Annotated in this window: 15 protein-coding genes; 14 read left to right on the plus strand and 1 reads right to left on the minus strand. The window is 75.2% G+C overall.

Annotation, left to right across the window (positions count from 1 at the left end; genetic code table 11):
- The first annotated feature begins 74 nt into the window (after positions 1-74).
- From ligD to WA762_RS12755, 9 genes are all read left to right on the plus strand, one after another.
- Positions 75-971 (plus strand): non-homologous end-joining DNA ligase, encoded by an 897-nt coding sequence (gene ligD, locus WA762_RS12715; protein WP_335935650.1) that lies wholly within the window; start codon positions 75-77, stop codon positions 969-971.
- Between the two features lie 344 nt (positions 972-1315).
- The gene (locus WA762_RS12720) at positions 1316-3577 is read left to right on the plus strand and encodes a PBS lyase (protein ID WP_335935651.1); all 2262 of its coding nucleotides are present in this window, start codon (positions 1316-1318) and stop codon (positions 3575-3577) included.
- A complete protein-coding gene (locus tag WA762_RS12725; protein WP_335935652.1) occupies positions 3574-3912 on the plus strand; it encodes a zinc ribbon domain-containing protein in 339 nt (112 codons plus the stop codon). The genes WA762_RS12720 and WA762_RS12725 overlap by 4 nt, the downstream gene beginning before the upstream one ends.
- Before the next feature lie 275 nt (positions 3913-4187).
- On the plus strand, positions 4188-4997 hold the full coding sequence (locus WA762_RS12730) for a hypothetical protein (protein ID WP_335935653.1): 810 nt from the start codon (positions 4188-4190) through the stop codon (positions 4995-4997).
- Positions 4994-6637: a HAMP domain-containing sensor histidine kinase gene (locus WA762_RS12735; RefSeq protein WP_335935654.1), complete on the plus strand. Its 1644-nt coding sequence runs from the start codon at positions 4994-4996 to the stop codon at positions 6635-6637. Before WA762_RS12730 ends, WA762_RS12735 begins: the two co-directional genes overlap by 4 nt.
- Positions 6638-6692: 55 nt before the next feature.
- A complete protein-coding gene (locus WA762_RS12740) occupies positions 6693-8093 on the plus strand; it encodes an FtsW/RodA/SpoVE family cell cycle protein (RefSeq protein WP_335935655.1) in 1401 nt (466 codons plus the stop codon).
- Positions 8090-9547, plus strand: coding sequence for a penicillin-binding transpeptidase domain-containing protein (locus WA762_RS12745; RefSeq protein ID WP_335935656.1), 1458 nt, complete (start codon positions 8090-8092; stop codon positions 9545-9547). The genes WA762_RS12740 and WA762_RS12745 overlap by 4 nt, the downstream gene beginning before the upstream one ends.
- A gap of 163 nt (positions 9548-9710) precedes the next feature.
- Positions 9711-10799: an amidase gene (locus WA762_RS12750; RefSeq protein ID WP_335935716.1), complete on the plus strand. Its 1089-nt coding sequence runs from the start codon at positions 9711-9713 to the stop codon at positions 10797-10799.
- 130 nt (positions 10800-10929) lie between these two features.
- Positions 10930-11811: an alpha/beta fold hydrolase gene (locus WA762_RS12755; RefSeq protein WP_335935657.1), complete on the plus strand. Its 882-nt coding sequence runs from the start codon at positions 10930-10932 to the stop codon at positions 11809-11811.
- Between the two features lie 207 nt (positions 11812-12018).
- On the opposite strand, the gene WA762_RS12760 is transcribed toward WA762_RS12755, so the two are convergent.
- Positions 12019-13128 carry a ferritin-like domain-containing protein gene (locus tag WA762_RS12760; RefSeq protein ID WP_335935658.1) on the minus strand — a complete coding sequence of 370 codons (1110 nt, stop codon included), beginning with the start codon at positions 13126-13128 and terminating at the stop codon, positions 12019-12021.
- 200 nt (positions 13129-13328) lie between these two features.
- On the opposite strand from WA762_RS12760, the gene WA762_RS12765 reads away from it, so the two are divergent.
- From WA762_RS12765 to WA762_RS12785, 5 genes are all read left to right on the plus strand, one after another.
- Positions 13329-14264, plus strand: coding sequence for an AurF N-oxygenase family protein (locus WA762_RS12765; RefSeq protein WP_335935659.1), 936 nt, complete (start codon positions 13329-13331; stop codon positions 14262-14264).
- A gap of 40 nt (positions 14265-14304) precedes the next feature.
- The gene (locus WA762_RS12770) at positions 14305-15057 is read left to right on the plus strand and encodes a TetR/AcrR family transcriptional regulator (RefSeq protein WP_335935660.1); all 753 of its coding nucleotides are present in this window, start codon (positions 14305-14307) and stop codon (positions 15055-15057) included.
- A 268-nt stretch (positions 15058-15325) separates the two neighbouring features.
- Positions 15326-15592, plus strand: a complete 267-nt coding sequence (locus WA762_RS12775) for a hypothetical protein (RefSeq protein ID WP_335935661.1) — start codon at positions 15326-15328, stop codon at positions 15590-15592.
- Positions 15593-15674: 82 nt separating this feature from the next.
- Positions 15675-18305, plus strand: a complete 2631-nt coding sequence (locus WA762_RS12780) for an outer membrane protein assembly factor BamB family protein (RefSeq protein ID WP_335935662.1) — start codon at positions 15675-15677, stop codon at positions 18303-18305.
- 185 nt (positions 18306-18490) lie between these two features.
- Complete coding sequence (locus tag WA762_RS12785) at positions 18491-19681, plus strand: C40 family peptidase (RefSeq protein ID WP_335935663.1); 1191 nt, start codon at positions 18491-18493, stop codon at positions 19679-19681.
- The last annotated feature ends 138 nt before the right edge of the window (positions 19682-19819 follow it).

The raw sequence follows: 19819 nt of genomic DNA on the forward strand, positions 1-19819 counted from the left end.
GCCCCTCGTGTTCGCATAGGTGCGGTTGATCCGGTGTACGCCCGTTGGTCCGGGAAACATGTGATTCTTATCGTATGACGCCGATCACAGAGGTGGAGGGGCGACGGCTGGCGCTCAGCAACCTCGACAAGGTGCTGTATCCGGCCACCGGAACCACCAAGGGAGAGGTGCTCCACTACTACGCCACCGTGGTGACCGAGCCGCTGCTGGCCCAGCTGCGCGACCGGCCGGTGTCCTTTCTGCGCTACCCGGACGGCCCGGACGGGCAGCTCTTCTTCACCAAGAACCCGCCACCCGGTACGCCGTCCTGGGTACGGACCACTCCGGTGCCGCACCGCGAGGACGAGCGGGCCAGGCAGGTGGTCCTGGACGATCTGGCGTCGCTGATGTGGGCGGCCAACCTGGTGGTGGAGTTCCACACCACGCAGTGGCGGGCCGGCACGCCCAAAATCGCCGACCGGATGGTGTTCGATCTGGACCCGGGCGCGCCCGCGACGGTGGTGGAGTGCTGCGCGGTGGCGCGGTGGCTGCGCGAGCGGCTGGCGGCGGACGGGCTCCTCGCCTGCCCGAAGACCTCCGGGTCGAAGGGGCTGCATCTGCTCGTACCGGTGGAACCGGCCCCCGCCGACCGGGTGTCGGCGTACGCGAGAAGTCTGGCCGTCGAGGCGGAGCAGGCTCTTCCGGAGCTGGTGGTGCACCGGATGGCGCGGGCGCTGCGGCCGGGGAAGGTGTTCATCGACTTCAGCCAGAACGCGGCGGCGAAGACGACCGCCACCCCCTACACCCTGCGCGCCCGGCCCGAGCCGACGGTCTCCGCGCCCGTCACCTGGGAGGAGACGGAGAACTGCCGAACGCCCGGAGAACTCGTCTTCCTGGCCGGTGACATGGCGGCCAGGATGGAGCGGTACGGCGATCTGCTCGGGCCGCTCACCGATCCCGGCCGGGCCGGGCCGCTGCCGGCGGTGCGCTGAGGAACGGGCGGGGGCGGGCCGGGCGGGAGTCCGGGTCGGGGCGAGGCACGGGAATCCGGACCGTACGGGCCGTACAGGTGTCCGGGCCGTACGGGAGTGCGGGACGGCCGTGCCCGGCGCTTCCTTCGTGGGACTCCAGTTTCCTGGTGTGCCGGGGGCGACCTGGCGGACGTTCTGCCGTACCGTCACCGGAAGGAAACGTTCCTCCCGGTCTCCTGATAGCGCATGACGGGAAATTTGTCATGTCCGTCAGGAAAAGACCGCATGTAGAGGGCAGGCGGTGGGGGCCGTGGTGCACACTCTGGCAGACACTGCTTCGTGGAATCGCGTGGGGAGGCGATGGCGTGTTCGCAGGGATCGACGAAGTCGACTGGGCCTCGATGGAGCATGCCTACGGGCCTGCCGATGATGTACCGGCGATGCTGCGCGGCCTGGCGTCCGACGATCCGGTGGTGCGCGAGGCGGCGCTGGACGGGATGTACGGGGCCGTGCACCACCAGGGTGAGGTGTACGCCTGCACGCTGGCCTGCATTCCTTTTCTCTTCGAACTGGTCGTGGATCCGGGGGTCCAGGACCGGGGCAGCATCGTGGAGCTGCTCACCAGCATCGGCGGCATCGATCTGGACGAGGACGACGAGGACGAGATCGCCGAGGAGGAGATCGAGGGGGCGGCGAACTACGCGATGGCGGCGACCGCCGTCACCGCCGGGGCCGGGGTGTTCTGCGAGCTGATGGCCGACGAGGACCCGGGGGTGCGGCTCGCCGTGCCGCCGGCGCTGGCCGGCCTGCACAGCCGCCCGCTGCGGGTGCTGGCGCTGCTGCGGGAGCGCCTTCCGGTGGAGCCGTCCGAGGAGGTGCGGCTCGCGCTGGTGGAGGCCGCCGGACGGGTCGCGCTGCGGCACCGTTCGCTGGCCGGGCAGGCTTCCGGCTGGCTGACCCGGCTGACCGGTGAGGGGTTCCCGCCGGGGCTGCGGCTGGCCGCGCTGGCCCAGCTGGCGCGGTGCGCGCCGGACGCGCTGCCGGGAGACGTCGTACGGGTGGTGACCGGGCTGCTGCGGCAGTTGCGCGCGACGCCCGCCCGGCGCTCCGGACCGGCCGGGCACGGCCCGGGCGAGGCGCGCACGGGTGCGGCCGAGGTGATCGCGGGCGTCGACCCGCACCCCGAGACGTCCGGGGCCGCGGAGCCCCCGGCGGACGAGCGGACCGCTCCGGCGGCCCGGGTGGGCCAGGCCCGGGCGCTGTCCGGCGAGGAGGACCCGGCCCCCGCCGCCCTCCGTACGGCGGATCTGCTGCGCACGCTGCACACCGGCCTCGACGACCGGGTCGCCGAGCGGACGGCGCTGCTGGCGGATCAGCTGCGCAGCCCCGACCACCAGCAGCGGATCGACGCGCTCCGGATGAGCAGCGGGCTGATCCGGAGCTGGCGGGGCTCCTACGAGGAGCTGGTCCGGCTGGTCGGCGAACAGCTCGCGACCCCGGAGCCGCGGCTGGCCGACGCGGCGGCGCACGTGCTGGAGGACCTCTTCGGGCTGGCCGCGCCCGCCGCCGACGCGCTGGCGGCACGGGTCGCGGCGGATCCGGACGCCTGGGTGCGGGACTGGCCCAGCGGGCCCCCGGCGCTGGGCAGCGCGGCGAAGGCGCTGGCCCGGCTGGGCGACGTGCGGGCCCTGCCGGCGCTGGCCTCGGCGCTGGAGCGGCCCGAGGTGCCGCACGACGTGGGGTTCGCCATCGGCTTCCTGGGCGCGGCGGCGGCCCCGCTGGGCGCGGCGCTGCGCCGCAGGCTCGGCGAGGTCCGGCTGGACGAGGCGGCGTACGACCGGGCGAGCCCGCTGCTCTCGTCGTTGGCCGCGGTGCGGGCGGACGAGGCGGTTCCGGAGGTGCTGCGGGTGCTGCGCGGCGCCCCCGACTACCGGGGCGAGTGGCTGCGCACGGCGGCGCTGCGGACGCTCGGTTCGTTCGGACCGGCGGCGCGCGACGCCGAGCCGGAGCTGCGGGCGCTGCTGCGCGCCTCCGGGGGCGTCTCGACGGTCGAGGCGGTCGAGGCGGCTCAGGCCCTGTGGGCGGTGAGCGGGGACGCGGACGCAGTGCTGCCGGTGCTGGCCGGGGGGCTGCGGGCCGGACGCGTTCACGAGCTGCGGGCCGCCGTGAACGCGGTGGCGGGGCTCGGGGCGCGGGCGGCGGTGACCATACCCCGGCTGCGGGCGCTGCTGCGGCACGAGGACGTGTGGCTGCGGGTGGACGCCGCGGCCGCGCTGTGGGAGGTGTCCGGGCGGGCCGAGGAGTCGGCGCCGGTGCTGCTGGCGGTCTGGGAGCGGAGCCGTCAGGCCCGGGTCCGGGTGGCGGAGTGCCTGGCGCGGGCGGGCTCCGGCGGCGCGGGGCCGGACGTGGCGCGGGTGCTGCGCGCCGAGCTCGCCTCCGTGCGCCGTCACAACGCGATGGACGGCGTGTTCGGCAGCCATGACACCTACGAGGACGAACGGCTGCTGGCGTACTGCCGGCAGGCGCTCCGGCGGCACCCGGGCGGCACGGCGGGCGACGCGGGGAACGCGGACGGCCGGGGGAACGCGGACGGCCCGGAGGGCATGGGGAAGGGGCCCCTCACGTGATCATTTTCGGTACGCGCGGATATCTGTACCAGCTGGCCGTGCTGACGCTGGTCTGCGGCTGGTGCGGCAACCCGGCCGCGCACGCGCTGCGCAAGCGGGTCACCAGGTTCACGCTGTTCTTCGTGCCGCTGTTCCCGTTCTCGACGAAGTTCGCGACGCAGTGCACGTTCTGCGGCGGGGAGCAGCGGATCTCGAAGGAACAGGCGGATGAGCTGCTGGCGCGGCACACGGTCGCCCGGCAGGGCGGTCCGCACGGGTACGACCTGGACCCGGCGCAGGGGCGGCGGCCGGGGTACGCCCCGGGCGGGCAGGGGCCGAATCCGTACCGGGACTGAGCCGAGCCGGTCCCGTACCGGGACTGGGCCGGGCCGGTCCTGAATCGGGACTGGGCCGAGCCGGTCCCGTACCGGGACTGGGCCGGGCCCGGAACGATCGGCTCCGGCTCCGGCCCCGGGGCCGAGGCCGAGGCGGGCGGAGTTCCGGCGGGTGTGTGGGGGGCGGGCGGCGCACATTGCGTACGCGATCAGTGTGCGGCTGTAAGCAAATAGGGATAAACGACTTCCTTCCGAATAATGTCTAGGGGGCATGGGCCGAGGGAAGGGAGCCTGACATGCGTCCGCGTCGCCGGCTTCGGTGCCGTACGGCGGCGGTCCTCGGGACCGTCGTCGGCGCCGCGCTGCTGGCCGGCTGCGGCGCGGCCGGCGGGCTCCGGAGCACGGGCCCGGCCCCGCACGCCGTCGGCCCCGCCCGGCTCTGGCCCGAGCTGCCCCCCGCCTCCGCCGCCCCGTACGACTACGGCGAGGGCGAGACCGCGCGGATCCCGGGGATCAAGGTGCCGGGCGGCGATGTGCACCGGCTGGACCCGGTGGCGGTGGTGCAGGCCGGGCTGAAGGCGCGGTCGGACCGGTCCCGCGGCACGACGGACCTGCCCGCCGACACGGTCCGCCAGATCTCGGCGTGCCGTGACGCACCGGCCTCCTGCCCGGTGCTGCGCCCCTACTTCCGGGATCTGACCGGGGACGGCAAGGACGAGATGGTGCTCGGCATCCGGCTGCCCGGCCACCAGCTCTCGGTACGCGTCTATATGCCGGAGGCAGGCGGCCTGACCCGGATCCTGTCCACCTCGGACGCGGTGATCAGCGTCGAGCTGGCCGGGCGGGACCTGATCATGCGGGTGCCGTCGGCCATCCGGGGATACGAGTACCGCACCGCCTGGTCGTGGGACGGCCGGCAGCGCGCGATGCTGCCGACGCGGGACGAGATCCTCCGGATGCCCTCGCCCCGCGCGCCGGGGCCGCCCGCCGGGACCGCCCGCCCGCCCGCCGTCCCGGAGCTCGCCCCGCCCCCGGCGCCGGACGCCGTCCCGCCGGCCGGCCCCGACGCCACCCCGTCGGCCGGTGTCTCCGCGGAGCGACGATGAAGCGGCGCGGCCTCGGGCGGACCGGCCTCGGACGGCCCCTCGGCTCCGGGCGGATCCCCGGCTCCGGACGGACCGGCGGCGGGCGGCGCGGAACGCGGCCGTCCGGCGCCCGGCCGGGGCGGCTGCGGGCGCCCGCCTGGACGGCGACGCTGACCTGGAAGGCGGCCGTCTTCATCACGGTGATGTGCTGCGCCCTCGCCGCGCTGCTGAGCGTGCTGGTCCACGGCGAGGTGACCCGTCAGACCGTCGCCGAGGCCCGGGAGAAGGCGCTGGTCCGGCTGGAGCTCGTCACGACCGCGTACGAGGCGGGCGAGGCGCTGCCGCCCGGTTCCGGGATCGACCCGCCGGGGCTGCCCGCCGCCCTGCGCGCCCTGGCGGAGCGCGGGGAGAGCGGCACGCTCGTCGCCGACCGGGACGGGCGCCCCGCCATGTGGGCGGCGGCGCCCGCCGACGGCGGCGCGCTGGCCACGGCGGTGGACTACAGCCAGAGCGCCCGCACGATCAACGCGCTCGACGGGGCGATCGTCGGCTCCTCGCTGCTGGCCACCGGGGCCACCCTGCTGGTCGGCGCGTTCGCCGTCACCCGGGTCACCCGGCGGCTGCACCAGACGGCCCGGGTGGCCCGCCGGATCACCGAGGGCGACCTCGACGCCCGGGTCGGCGACCCGCGCACGGCGCACCCCTCGCGCCCGCAGGACGAGGTGGCGATCGTCGCGGGCGCCCTGGACACCATGGCGTCCACGCTCCAGCGCAAGCTGCTGGCCGAGCAGCGGTTCACCGCCGACGTGGCGCACGAGCTGCGCACCCCGCTCACCGGTCTGACGGCCGCCGCCGAACTGCTGCCGCCCGGGCGGCCGTCCGAGCTGGTGCGCGACCGGGTCCGGGCGATGCGGGCGCTGACGGAGGACCTGCTGGAGATCTCCCGCCTCGACGCGCGCACCGAGAAGGTCGAGCTCGACGTGTTCGAACTCGCGCCGCTCATCGAACGCGTGGTGCGGGCCTCCGGCACGACGACCGAGGTCCGCTACGGGAAGACCGCCACGGGGGCGGGCCCGGCGGCCGGGGCGGCGCGGCGGCGGGAGCACGCGTCCGCGCCGCTGCCCGCGCCCGTCCGGGTCGAGACCGACAAGCGGCGGGTGGAACGGGTGCTGGGCAACCTCGTCGCCAACGCGCACCGGCACGGCCGTCCCCCGGTGCTGCTGACGGTGGACGGCCCGACGGTGACCGTGCGGGATCACGGCCCCGGCTTCCCGGAGTACCTGCTGAACGGCGGCCCGCAGCGGTTCCGCACCGAGGGCGGCGGCAAGGGGCACGGCCTGGGGCTGACCATCGCCGTCGGGCAGGCCGCGGTGATCGGCGCGGAGCTGGCCTTCCGCAACGCCCCGGACGGCGGGGCGGTGGCCCGGCTGACCCTGCCCGAGTACCTGCCCGGGGACGACGACGCGCAGGTGCCGCCGCCGGAGGACGACGCACGCCCGCCGGACGGCGGAACGCGCCACGCGTCGCCCGCGGCCTGCCCGGCGGACGACGCGGTCGGCGTACGGCCGCCGGACGGCACGGCCCCCGTACGACCGTCGGAGGACGGGACGCGCGCGTCTCCGCCGGACGGCGGAGCGGCACGGGACGGGCGCACCGGTTGACATCCCCTCTATGACATAAGGGAAATAGACCCCTCCTCTTGCTACGTTGCGTGTCATGACCGTTACGACGACGGACTCGCCGCCGCCCGATCTGCGCCTGCCCAGACGGCGCGGGACCGAGCTGCTGCTCCTCATCGGCGCCGTCCTCGTCCCGGTCTACGGCTATGCCGCCGTCGGCCTGGCCAGGAACGGCGCGGTCCCGCCCGACGTGGCCGGCTACGGCGGCGGGCTGGGCCTGCTCGCCCTGCTCGCCCATCTCGCGGTCCGGCTGCGCGCCCCGTACGCCGATCCGCTGCTGCTGCCCATCGCCGTGCTGCTCAACGGGCTCGGGCTGGTGCTGATCTACCGGCTGGACCTGGAGACCCCGAAGGACCAGGCGGCGCCGACCCAGTTGATCTGGTCGACGCTCGGGGTGGCGCTCTTCATCGTGGCGGTGCTGTGTCTGCGCGACCACCGGGTGCTCCAGCGCTACGCCTATCTGTCGGTCGCCACCGCGCTGGTGCTGCTGATCCTGCCGATCTTCTTCCCGGCGGTGAACGGCGCCAAGATCTGGATCAGGGTCGGCGGATTCTCGTTCCAGCCCGGGGAGTTCGCCAAGATCCTGCTCGCCGTCTTCTTCGCCGCGTATCTCGCCGCCAACCGCAACGCCCTCGCCTTCACCGGCCGCCGGATCTGGAAGCTCCAGTTCCCCACCGGCCGGGTGCTGGGTCCGATCGCAGCGATCTGGGTGCTCAGCGTCGGCGTGCTGGTCCTGGAGCGCGACCTGGGCACCTCGCTGCTCTTCTTCGGCCTGTTCGTGATCATGCTGTACGTGGCGACCGGCCGGACCGGCTGGATCGCGGTGGGCCTGCTGCTGGCCGCGGTCGGCGCGTTCGTGGTCGGCTCCCTCGAACCGCATGTGCACAGCCGGGTGCAGGACTGGCTCGACCCGTACGCGACCATCGCCGCCGGACAGGGGCCGGGGCAGCTGGCCCAGTCGCTGTTCGCGTTCGCGGCGGGCGGGATGCTCGGCGCCGGGCTGGGGCTCGGCCACTCCATCCTCATCGGCTTCGCCGCCAAGTCCGACTTCATCCTGGCGACCGCGGGCGAGGAGCTCGGCCTGACCGGGCTGACCGCGATCTTCCTGCTGTACGCGCTGCTGGTGGCGCGCGGGTACCGGGCCGGGCTGGCGCTGCGCGATCCGTTCGGGCGGCTGCTGTCGATCGGGCTGGCCTCGATCCTGGCCCTCCAGGTGTTCGTGATCGCGGGCGGGGTGATGGGGCTGATCCCGCTGACCGGCATGGCGATGCCGTTCCTCGCGCAGGGCGGTTCGTCGGTCGTCACCAACTGGATCATGGTGGCGCTGCTGATCCGGCTCAGCGACCAGGCCCGCCGGCCGCACCCCGGCCAGGTGGAGACCGGGATCATCGCGCCGCGGCCCGTGGACGGGACGCCGAAGCGGAGGGAACTGCCGTGATCCGCTACATCCGCCGGGCCGCCGCGCTCTGTCTGGTGCTACTGGTGGCGCTGCTGCTGAACGCGGCCCGCGTCCAGGTCCTGGAGGCCGACAGGCTGGACCACAACCCCGCCAACCGCCGCCTCACGATCGCCCGTTACGGCGCGCCGCGCGGCGACGTCCTGGTCGGCGGCAGGCCCGTCACCGGTTCCCGGAACACCGGGGGTCAGCTCGCCTACGAGCGGACCTACCGGGACGGCCCGCTGTACGCGCCGGTGACCGGCTACGCCTCGCAGACGTACGGCACCACCCTGCTGGAGAACGCCGAGGACGGCATCCTGTCCGGCACCGACTCGGCGCTGGCCCCGATCCCGCTGTGGAACGACATCACCCGGGGCCGGCAGCCCGGCGGCAACGTGGTGACCACCGTCAAGGCGTCGCTGCAGCGCGCCGCCTACCAGGGGCTGGACGGACGTCGGGGCGCGGTGGCCGCCGTCGAGCCGTCGACCGGCCGCATCCTGGCGCTGGTGTCGTCGCCCTCGTACGATCCCGGGCTGATCGCCGGCACCGGTCCGTCCGCCGCCGACGCCTGGCGCCGGCTGAACGCGGACAAGAGCCTGCCGATGCTGAACCGGGCGATCCGGCAGACGTATCCGCCGGGCTCCGCCTTCAAGATCGTGACCGCGGCGGCGGCGCTCGACGCGGGCGTCGTCACCGATCCCCACGCCGCGACCGACACCCCGTCGCCCTATGTGCTGCCGGGCACGCGGACCACGCTCCCCAACGAGGCCGAGGGCTGCGAGGACGCCTCGCTGGCGGAGGCCATCCGGGTCTCCTGCAACACCGTGATGGCGGAACTGGGGGTGCGGGTCGGGCTGAAGGGCATGGTCGAGGCGGTGCGGAGGTTCGGTTTCGACGACTCCGGGCTGCGGATCCCGTCCGGGGTGGCGAAGAGCAACTTCGACACCAGGATGTCCGACGACCAGCTGGCGCTCTCGTCGATCGGGCAGTTCGACACGACGGCGACCCCGTTGCAGATGGCGATGGTCGCGTCCGCCGTGGCGAACGGCGGCGACCTCAAGTACCCGTATCTGGTGGACCGTACGACGACCGCGAGCGGCTCGGTCGTCCGCCGGTACGGACCGCGCACCTACCAGCGGGCGATGAACCCGTTCACCGCGTCCCGGCTGAAGGAGATGATGGTCGACGTCGTGGAACGGGGCACCGGTTCCAACGCCGCGATCGACGGGGCGACGGTCGGCGGCAAGACCGGCACCGCGCAGCACGGCGTCGACAACTCGGGCCTGCCGTATGCCTGGTTCATCTCCTGGGCGCAGGCGTCGGACGCGAGCAGCCCGGCCGTCGCGGTCGCCGTGGTCGTGGAGGACGCCGCCGCGCACCGGGCCGACATCAGCGGCGGCGGCAGCGCGGCCCCGATCGCGCGCGCCGTGATGGAGGCGGCCCTGCGAGACTGACCGCATGACGGACTCGGACGGCACGGACGGCGCGAGCGATACAAGCGGTTCGAGCGTTGCGGGGCGGGCGGACGGTACGGACGGCGCGGGCACGGCGGGCACGGCGGGCACGGCGGGCACTGCGGACGCGGGCGACCCGGTCGCCGCGGCCGGGGCGGGCGCGGTGGCCTCGGCGCTGGAGCGGATCGGGCGCGAGGACCCCCGGCTGTCCGCGTTCATCGAGGTCTGGCCGGAGCGCGCGCTCGCGGACGTGGCGCGCGCCTCCCGACTGCCGTTGGGGGCCCTGCCGTTCGCCGTGAAGGGGCCGGCCGGCATCCGTTCGTACGCGGCCCGGCGGCTGATCGCGGCGGGCGGGGTGCCGGTCGGCGCGACCTCGGTGCCCGGCCCCGGGACGTGCTGGCAGACGTGGGGGCTGGGCGCCCACGGCCGGACGGTCAACCCCTGGCGGCCCGACCGCACGCCGGGCGGTTCCTCGGCGGGCTCGGCGGTCGCGGTCGCGGCGGGTCTGGTGCCGCTGGCCACCGGGAGCGACGGGGCCGGTTCGGTGCGGATACCGGCCGCGTGGTGCGGGGTGTTCGGGCTGAAGACCACGAGCGGGCTGCTGCCGTCCCCGGACCGGACGGGGCTGGCCTCCGCCGGGGTGCTGGCCCCTTCCGCGGCCGCCGCCCGGACCTATCTGCGCTGCGTCCTGGACGGGTACCGGCCGGTGGCGCCCGCCCTCCCGGTCCCGGCCGTCTTCAGCCCGGACCTGGGGTACGCGGACGTCGAGCCGGAGGTCGGGGCGGTGGTCCGGCGCGCGGTGGAGCGGCTGGCGGCGGCGGGCGCGGTGCGGCTGCCGGGCGGCGAGTGCCAGCTGCTGGACCCGGGAGAGGCGTGGCTCGCGGTCCGGGGCGGGGAGCCGTCGCCGCCGCCCCGCGCCCGGACGCCGGACGCCGAGCCGTCCTCGTACGCCGACGCGGTCCGCGAGGAGAACGACCGGCGGCTCGACGCGCTGTTCGCCCGGGTCCCGCTGCTGCTCACCCCCGTCACCCCGAACCGCCCGCACGGCCACGAGGGTCCGGGCGAGCTCTACTCGACCGCGTTGACCTGGGCGTTCAACCTCAGCGGGCATCCGGCCGCGACCGTGCCCGCGGGCTTCACGGCGGACGGCTGTCCGGTGGGGCTGCAACTGGTCGCACGGCGCGGGGCGGACGCCGCACTGGTCGAGACGGCGTGCGCGGCGGAGGCGGCGCTGACCGCCGCACGGCCCTGACGGACGACGCGCGGCCGGCTGCGGAACCGCCCGCGCGGTCGGCGCACATCCATCATGCCCCCGGAGCACGCCCCGTTCCCTCGTGCCGTGGGACGATATCGCGCTGTTTCCCGCGTCCTACGGTGGGTGCATGACGGTCCTTCATGTACGCGATCACGGCGGCTCCGGCGACGGGCCCGCCCTCCTGCTGCTCCACGGCGCCTCGCGCTCCCTCGCCGACTGGGACGCCTCGGTTCCGCATCTGCCCCCCGGCCACCGGGTGCTCGCCGTCGACCTGCCCGGTCACGGCCTCAGCACCGCCTCGTCGTGGTCCTTCGACGCGCTGACCGGCGACCTGGACGAGACGCTGGCCGCCTCGGGCGTCACGGGGCCGGTGGTCCCGGTCGGGCATTCGCTGGGCGGGATGGCGGCCGCGCTGTACGCGGCGGCACGGCCGGACCGCGTCGCGGGCGCGGTGAACCTGGACGGCTTCTGGTGGGGCACGCCCGCGCAGTACCCGGGGATGGACCGGGACGAGGTGGTGCGGCGGCTGGCGGACATCGGGACCATGACGCGGGCCTCGGCCGGGCAGCGGATGCCCCCGGAGTACGTGGAGCAGCAGGCCGAGTACAGCGTGGGCCTGGGCATCCCGTACACGCGGGCGGCGGCCGCGTTCCGCGCCTCCGTGCGGGAACTCCCGGACGGGGGCTGGCAGTTGCTGCCGGAGCGGGAATGCGCCCTGGAGATGCTGGACGCCATGGACGCCCTGGACCTCTTCGCGCTGTTCCGCCGCGTCCCCCGTCCGCTGCTGCTGGTCCGGGCCCTGCGCCGGGTGGCGCCGACACCGGGTGCGGAGTGGCTGGACGAGATGATGGAGGCGTACGGGCACGGTCTGGCCCGCGATCTGGCGGAGCTCGCCGCGGAGCGCGCGGGCGTCGTCGCCGTGGAGGGCGTCGAGGCGACGCACGCGATGCTGCTGGAGGCCCCCGAGCGCGTGGCCGCGCTGGTACGGGACTTCGTCGCGCGGCTGTGAGCCGGCGCGCTCGCTCCGGGGCCCGCGCGCCCCGGAGCCGCGCGCCCCGGAGCCGCGCGCCCCGGAGCCGCCCGCACCGGCGCACCCGGCCCGCGCCGGGGGCTTCGCGGCGCCGACCGCCCTCAAACCCTGCCGCTCTCAAGCCCCGCCGCCCCTCCGCAACGCTCTCAGGCCCGGCCGCCCCTCCGCACGCCCTCACGCACCGCCTCACTCCCCCGCCGCGCCCCGCGCCACCGCCTCCTCGACCTCGGCGACCCTGGCGCGTTCCTCCACCGCGAAGCGTTCCCGGTCCAGGCGCTCCGCGACCTCCTCGTCCTGGGTCATCAGCAGGTCCAGATTGGAGTCGCCCAGTTCCAGGACGCCCATGTCCACGTACGCGCGCTGGAGCCGCTCGCCCCACAGCCCGATGTCCTTGACGCACGGCACGATCCGGCTGAACAGCAGCTTCCGGAAGAGCTGGAGGAACGACGACCGTTCGGACAGCTCGTGCGCCTCCTGCCGGCCGACGCCGAAGTTCTCCAGCACCTCGACGCCCCGGAGCCGGTCCCGCATCAGGTAGCAGCCCTCGATCACGAACTCCTCGCGCTCACGGAGCTCCGCGTCGGTCAGCTGCTGGTAGTAGTCGCGCAGCGCCATCCGCCCGAAGGCGACGTGCCGGGCCTCGTCCTGCATGACGTACGCGAGGATCTGCTTGGGCAGCGGCTTGTCCGTGGTGTCGCGGATCATGCCGAACGCGGCCAGGGCGAGGCCCTCGATGAGGACCTGCATGCCGAGGTAGGGCATGTCCCAGCGGGAGTCGCGCAGGGTGTCGCCCAGCAGGGACTGGAGGTTGTCGTCGACCGGGTAGAGCATCCCGATCTTCTCGTGCAGGAACCGGCCGTAGATCTCGGCGTGCCGCGCCTCGTCCATGGTCTGGGTCGCGGAGTAGAACTTCGCGTCCAGGTCGGGGACGGACTCGACGATCCTGGCCGCACAGACCATGGCGCCCTGCTCGCCGTGGAGGAACTGGCTGAACTGCCAGGAGGCGTAGTGCCTGCGCAGTTCGGCCCGGTCCTTCCCGGTCAGCTTCGCCCAGTGCGGGGTGTCGTACAGGGGAAGCGCGTCGTCGGGCGCGCCGAGCGGGTCGTCGGGGTCGACCTCCAGGGTCCAGTCGATGCGCTTGTCGCCGTCCCACTGTTTGTCCTTGCCCTTCCGGTAGAGGGCGAGCAGGCGTTCACGGCCGTCGTCGTAGTCCCAGCTGAAGCGGGCGGCGCCGGAGGCGGGCACCTGCCACAGCGGCGCCTCGGGGGCGGTGGTGTACAGGTCGAAGGTCGACACGGACGGCTCCTCACGCCTGGCGTACTCCGTCAAGTGGCCTGCTGGTCACCTCAGTTGGCAGGTTCACACGTTGGTAGACGTCGGGTCAACAAGTCGTGCGCAAGGGATTGACGACTCTGCTGACAAGCAGTCTCATAAGAGGTGACCGCCGGTAACCGGCGGTCATTCCCCTGTCCTCCTCGTGCGAGGTGCCTCCAGTCATGACGCCAGTGACCGAACGCGATGTGCGGCTGCTCCGCGATGCGATCGGCCCGCTCCGGGACCGCGAGCAGATCGCCGCGCGGCTGCTCGAAGCCTCGGCCAAGCACTCCTTCGACCCGGACAAGGAACTCGACTGGGACTCGCCCGCCGAGGACGGCAAGTGGTTCTGGCCGCCGGAACTCGTCTCGCTCTACGGCACCCCGCTGTGGCGGCGGATGTCCGAGGAGCAGCGGATCGACCTGTCCCGGCACGAGGCGGCGTCGCTGGCCTCGCTGGGCGTCTGGTTCGAGATCATCCTGATGCAGCTGCTGGTCCGGCACGTCTACGACCGGCCGGTGACCAGCGACCACGTCCGCTACGCGCTCACCGAGATAGCCGACGAGTGCCGGCACTCGATGATGTTCGCCCGGATGATCAAGTGGAGCGGGGCGCCCGACTACCCGGTGCCGCGCGTCTACCACAACCTGGCCCGGGTGCTGAAGACCGTCTCGACGACGCCCGGTTCGTTCGCGGCGACCCTGCTCGGCGAGGAGATCCTCGACTGGATGCAGCGGCTGACGTTCCCGGACGAGCGGGTCCAGCCGCTGATCCGGGGCGTGACCCGCATCCATGTGGTCGAGGAGGCCCGGCACGTCCGGTACGCCCGGGAGGAGCTGCGCCGCCAGATGGTGACCGCTCCGCGCTGGGAGCGCGAGCTGACCCGGGTGAGCTGCGGCGAGGCGGCCCGCGTCTTCTCCGTCTGCTTCATCAACCCCCGGGTGTACGAGAGCGTCGGCCTGGACCGCCGGGAGGCGGTCGCCCAGGTGCGGGCCAGCCGCCACCGCGCGCAGACCATGCAGGCGGGCGCGAAGCGGCTGACGGACTTCTTCGACGACATCGGGGTGCTCAACGGGGTCGGGCGCCGGCTGTGGCGGAGCTCGGGACTGCTGGCCTGAGCACGGGTCCCGCGCGGCGGGACTCGCTTAGGCTTCCCGTATGACCCCTGCCGCCGCTCCGCCGAACCGCGCGTACCGAAGGCTCAGCGTCGAGGAGCGCCGCACCCAGCTCCTCGGTGCGGCGCTCACCCTGTTCGCCCACCGGGCCCCGGACGAGGTGTCGTTGGACGAGGTGGCGGCGGTCGCCGGGGTCTCCCGCCCGCTGGTGTACCGCTACTTCCCGGGCGGGCGGCAGCAGTTGTACGAGGCGGCGCTGCGGTCCGCCGCCGAGCAGCTGGTCCTGTGCTTCGCCGAGCCGCCGGCGGGCCCGCCCACCGAACGGGTGCGGCGGGTGCTGGACCGCTATCTGGCCTTCGTGGACGAGCACGACACCGGGTTCAGCGCGCTGCTGCGCGGCGGCAGCGTCGTCGAGACCTCCCGTACGACGGCGATCGTCGACGAGGTGCGGCGGGCCGCCGCCGAGCAGATCCTGCCGCACCTGGCCGGGGGCGCCGCGGGGAGCGAGCCGGGGCCCCGGCTGCGGATGATGGTCCGCACCTGGATCGCGGCCGTGGAGGCGGCCTCGCTGATCTGGCTGGACGAGGGCAAGCGGCCCGCCGCGGCCGAGCTGCGCGACTGGCTGGTCGACCAGCTGGTCGGGCTGCTGGCCACGACGGCGGCGACGGACCCGGAGACCGCGTCGGTGGTGGCGGCGCTCCTGCCGCTGGAGACCCCGTCGAGCCCGGCCGGCCGGCTGGCGCGGCGGCTGATCCCGGTCGTCGACGGGGCGGCCCACCTGCTCCCCGGGGACTGACCGGGGGCTCCCGGGACCGCGACGCGGGCAATCGGGGACGCGGGCGGCAGGGGACAAGGGGCAGGCGGCAGGCGGCTTGGGACGCGGACGACGGACGGCGGCTTGGGACGCGGATAACGGACGGCGGGGATCGCGGGCGGCCGTTCCGGGAGCCGTCGGCCACCGGCCGGATGCCTTCGGGGACCTTCCGGGAGCCGGCCGGATGCCTTCGGAGATCTTCCGGGGGCCGATCGGTCGCGCCGCGGGCGCGATCGGTGAGACTGGAGGGGTGCGAAGCGAGAACACCCCCTTCACCGGCGGCCCGCTGGACGGGCGGGTGCTGCCCGTCCTGACCGGCCCGACCGGCCATCCCCCCAAGTGGTACGAGGTGCCGGTGCCGGCCGCGGACGGCGGCCCCGCCACCGTGTACGCGTACCGCAGGGAGCCGGCCGGCCATTCCCGTCGGCTGGGGCTCCCGCGCGGCTGGGTGTACGTGTACGTTCCCGAGGGCCGGGTGCGGCACCGCCCCAAGTGGCCCTGGTCGAAGCCGAACTGAGGGTACGCCGCCGGAGCCGGCCGCCCCGGCCGTCTAAGATCGACGGTCTGGTGCCGGGCACGGTCAGCAAGGGGGGTGCGCCATGGAGGCGCTGCGTCAGGACGATCCACGCCGCATCGGCCCGTACGCGGTGCTGGCGCGACTCCGGGAGACCGCGAGCGCGGTGCAGTACCTCGCGCGCGGGACGGCGACCGACGGCTCCGGGACAACAGGCGACTCCGGGACGACGGACGGCTCCGGGGCGGACGGCGGGCGGCCGGATCCGGCGGCCGTGGTGGTGGTCACCGCCGCCCGTGCCGAACTCGCCGTGCTGCCCGCCTTCCGGCGCCGCTTCCAGGCGGAGGCCCGTACCGCCGAGCTGCTGGCCGGGGCCGGCGACCGGCCCCTGCCCGCGGCCCTCGCCGACGGCACGGACGGCGAACTGCCGTGGACGGCCGTTCCCTACACGCCCGCCCTGACGCTGGCGGAGGCGATCGAGCTCGCGGGCCCGCTGTCCGAGCGCGCCGTGCGGATCCTGGGAGCGGGCATGGCCCAGACCCTCTCCCGGGTCCACGCCACCGGGGGCGTGCTCCAGGGGCTGGCTCCCCGCACGGTGCTGCTGACCGGTGACGGACCGCGGCTCGCCGCGTTCGGCCCGCTGGGCGCCGCGGCCGCCGCCGAGACCCGGCCCGGCGGGCAGTTGTCCGTACGGCTCGGCTACCTCACCCCGGAACAGGTGGAGGGCGAGGAACCCGGCCCCGCCTCCGATCTCTTCGTGCTCGGCCTGCTGCTGGCGTACGCGGCGACCGGAACCACCCCGCTCGCGGACGGCCCGGCCGCCGAGGGCGCCGCGCGCATCGCCCGTACCGACCCCGAACTCGGCGCGGTGCCCGAGCGGTTGCGCGATCCGATCGCGCGCTGCCTGGCCAAGGACCCGGCCCAGCGGCCCGGCGCGGAGAAGATGGCCTCGGAACTGGCCCCGGAGGGCCTGCCGCCACGGGCCGAGGACGGCGCCTGGCTGCCCGAGCCGCTGATCTCCGCGCTGGAGCGACAGCGCCTGCGCGTACGGGAGTTGACCAGCGCGGCCCGCCCCGCCGCCGACACCCGTACCGCACAGCTCGGCGATGTCGGGCGGCGGGTGACGGCGACCGACCGGCCCACGACCCAGCTGTCCGTGCCGCAGCAGCTCACCGGCTCCCCCGCGACGCCCGCGGCCCCGCCCGCCGACACGACCGCGCGGCCCCTCCCGCCGCCGGCCGCCGAGCCCGCCCCCGCGTCCCCGGCTTCTCCCGCGCCCGCCGCTCCTCCCGTGCCCGGGTCCTCCGTCGCCGCCGCACCCGCCGCACCCGTCCCCTCCGCCGCGGCGGCCCCGCCCGCAGCGCCCGCCGCGTCCGACCGGCGTGGGATCGCCCGGGCCGGGATCGACCGGCGCGGGCTGTTCATCGGGCTCGCGGCCGGTGTCGCGGGGCTGGCGGTCGGCGGGGGCGGGGCGTTCGCGCTGGCCTCCGGCGACGGGGGCACGGACTCCCCCGCGCCCGCGCCGGGCCCGAGCGGCCCCACCGTGGCGGGGCTGCCGCCGCGGCCGCGCTGGGTGTACCGGCACCCGGCGGCCGAACCGGCCCCGCTCGCCGCCGCCCTCTGGAACGACCGGCTGCTGGTGCTGACCGGCGAGGACGGGGCGAGCGGCGTCGACCTGCGCACCGGCCGCCGGATCTGGCGGAGCGCCGAGGCCGCCAAGGGACGGACGGTCCTGCCGGCCGGACCGGACCTCTGCTTCGTCGCGGTCCCGACCGGGTTCCTGTGGCTGTCCGCGAAGAACGGCGAGGTCGTGCACCGGGAGAACCACGCGGAGCGGCTCGCCGGGGCGCCGGACCTCGCGGTCCCGGAGGTCGTCGGCGGGTCCGGGTCCGTGGTCTGGTTCACCGGCTCGCACCAGGTCACCGTCAAGGCCCCGCCGCCGAAGAAGGGCAAGAAGCGCGGCAAGGACCAGCGGGTCGTCAGGTCGTATCTGTTCGCCCACGACATCGTGAGCCGCAAGGAGCTGTGGCACGCCCCGGTACCGGCCGGGCGCGGCCCCGCCGCCCCCGGGTACCGGCTGATCGCCCTCCGGGAGAACGACGTCGTACTGCGCCAGACCCCGGCCACGCTCGCCCCCGCCGACGTCGCGGCGGCCAAGGGGAAGGCCGTCTTCCGGTGCTTCGACCGGAAGACCGGCAAGCAGCTGTGGGCCCGGGCGATCGGCACGGTCGCACCGGACGGCGCGGCCGCGGGCGACGACCAGGGGCTGCTGTACGCGGCGGTGGGCGACGGCCTCCAGGCGTTCGAGACCGCCACGGGCAGGCCGAAGTGGACCCTGAACGGCACCGCGGGCGCCCCGTACGGGACCCCGGTCGTCAGCGGCACCCTGCTGCACACCACCAGCCGCGACCAGCAGGTGGGCGCGGTCGAACGGGCGACGGGACGGCCGCGCTGGCGGCGTTCGACGGAGGCGCCCGCCGGCGCCGCCGCTCCCGCCGTGACGGTCAGCGGCACCGGCAGGACGCTGCTGGCCTCGGACGCCGCCCAGGTCACCGCGTTCGCGGCGCAGGACGGGCGGCGGCTGTGGAAGTTCCAGGACATCGGGGCCCAGGACCCGCAGGGCCCGACGGTCACCGCCCCGTACCGGGTGCTGGCGTCCGGCCGGACCGCGGTGGTCCAGCGCGACCGGATCTTCTACGCCTTCCCCGTGGCCTGACACCCGCCGACGCCCCCGCCCACGAAGCCCGGCGCCCCGGCGCCGGCTCACCGCCTTCCGGGCGAACCGCTGCTCCGCCACGCCACGCGGGTTCTTGCATCTTCCGGCGCCCAGTGGCCGTAATGAGCCGATACGTCCACTTATGGCGTGCGCCGACGCTGCGCCCCATGCCCGGAGGTGATGTCGTGTCAGGCGGATTCCTGCGTGCCGTCTGCTGCACCGCGGCCCTCTCCACGCTCGTCGCGGCCTCTCCCGCCACCGCCGCCGCGCCCGCCGCGAGGCGGGCCGAGAGGCCGCCCGCCGCCCCCACGACACCGGCGCCCCCGGCCCCCGCCCCCGGCCAGGGCCGTGTCGCCCGGCTCCTGACCGAGCTTCAGACGCTGTACCAGCGGGCCGAGGAGGCCACCGAGGCGTACAACGGGACGGCCGCCGAGCTCAAGAAGCGCACGGCTCAGGCGAAGAGGCTCGACACCGCCCTCGCCGCCGCCCGGACCGCACTGGCCGGCAGCCGTGACGAGGCGGGCCGGCTGGCCCGGGAGCAGTACCAGGGGCGGTCCGGCTTCTCCGTGTACGCCCAGCTGCTGCTGGCCCGCGATCCGGAGCACTTCCTGGACCAGGAGCACCTGGTCGAGCGCCTGGCCGCCGAACAGGCTTCGGCGGTACGGCGGTTCACGGCGGACGAGGAGCGCGCCCGCCGGCTGGCCGCCGAGTCCCGCGCGGTGCTGGCCCGTCAGCGCGCGTTGACCGCACAGCGCAGGAGTCGGCGGGACGCCGTGCGGTCACGGCTCGAAGCCGTGCAGACCAGGCTGGCGTCGCTCTCCGGCGGGCAACTGGCCGAACTGGCCAGGCTGGAACGCCGGGGCATGGAGCGGGCGCAACGCGCCCTGCTCGCCTCGGGCGTGCTGTCCTCGTCCCGTGCGCCGTCGGCCGAGGGGCGCGCGGCGATGCGGTACGCGCTGCGGCAGCTCGGCAAGCCGTATGTGTGGGGCGCCCAGGGCCCGGACTCCTTCGACTGCTCGGGGCTGACCTCGCGGGCGTGGGCGAAGGCGGGCCGGATCATCCCGCGCACCTCGCAGGAGCAGTGGCGGCGGCTGCACCGGGTGCCGCTGAACGCGCTGCGCCCGGGCGACCTGGTGATCTACTTCCCCGGGGCCACCCATGTGGCGCTGTACATCGGCAACGGCCTGGTCGTGCAGGCCCCCCGGCCCGGCGCGCGGGTGAAGGTGTCGCCGGTGGCGTCCAACCCCCTGCTGGGCGCCGTGCGCCCCGACCCGGGGAACGCCTCGCTGACCGCGTACAAGCCCCCGCGCCTCCCGCACGGGGCGACCGCGGGCTCGGACACCGGCTACGGCTTCTCCTCCGCGCCCGCGGAGTAGAAACGGCCCGCCGCGACGGTCCCGCCGGAACGGCCCGTACGGGCAGTCGCCGGGGGAACCGTCCCGCGCGGGGCGGCCCCGGACGACGGCCGGGCCGGGCCCCGCCGGCGGGATCCCAGCGCACCCGGTACGAACCCG

The organism is Streptomyces tyrfis, from assembly GCF_037034285.1.
In the GTDB taxonomy this organism is placed as follows: Bacteria; Actinomycetota; Actinomycetes; order Streptomycetales; family Streptomycetaceae; genus Streptomyces.

What these genes read in the sequence shown, in the direction of transcription:
- WA762_RS12765 (WP_335935659.1), top strand. Translation starts at nt 13,329, where the DNA reads ATGACGCCAGTGACCGAACGCGATGTGCGGCTGCTCCGCGATGCGATC.
- WA762_RS12770 (WP_335935660.1), top strand. Translation starts at nt 14,305, where the DNA reads ATGACCCCTGCCGCCGCTCCGCCGAACCGCGCGTACCGAAGGCTCAGC.
- WA762_RS12735 (WP_335935654.1), top strand. Translation starts at nt 4,994, where the DNA reads ATGAAGCGGCGCGGCCTCGGGCGGACCGGCCTCGGACGGCCCCTCGGC.
- WA762_RS12780 (WP_335935662.1), top strand. Translation starts at nt 15,675, where the DNA reads ATGGAGGCGCTGCGTCAGGACGATCCACGCCGCATCGGCCCGTACGCG.
- ligD (WP_335935650.1), top strand. Translation starts at nt 75, where the DNA reads ATGACGCCGATCACAGAGGTGGAGGGGCGACGGCTGGCGCTCAGCAAC.
- WA762_RS12740 (WP_335935655.1), top strand. Translation starts at nt 6,693, where the DNA reads ATGACCGTTACGACGACGGACTCGCCGCCGCCCGATCTGCGCCTGCCC.
- WA762_RS12730 (WP_335935653.1), top strand. Translation starts at nt 4,188, where the DNA reads ATGCGTCCGCGTCGCCGGCTTCGGTGCCGTACGGCGGCGGTCCTCGGG.
- WA762_RS12755 (WP_335935657.1), top strand. Translation starts at nt 10,930, where the DNA reads ATGACGGTCCTTCATGTACGCGATCACGGCGGCTCCGGCGACGGGCCC.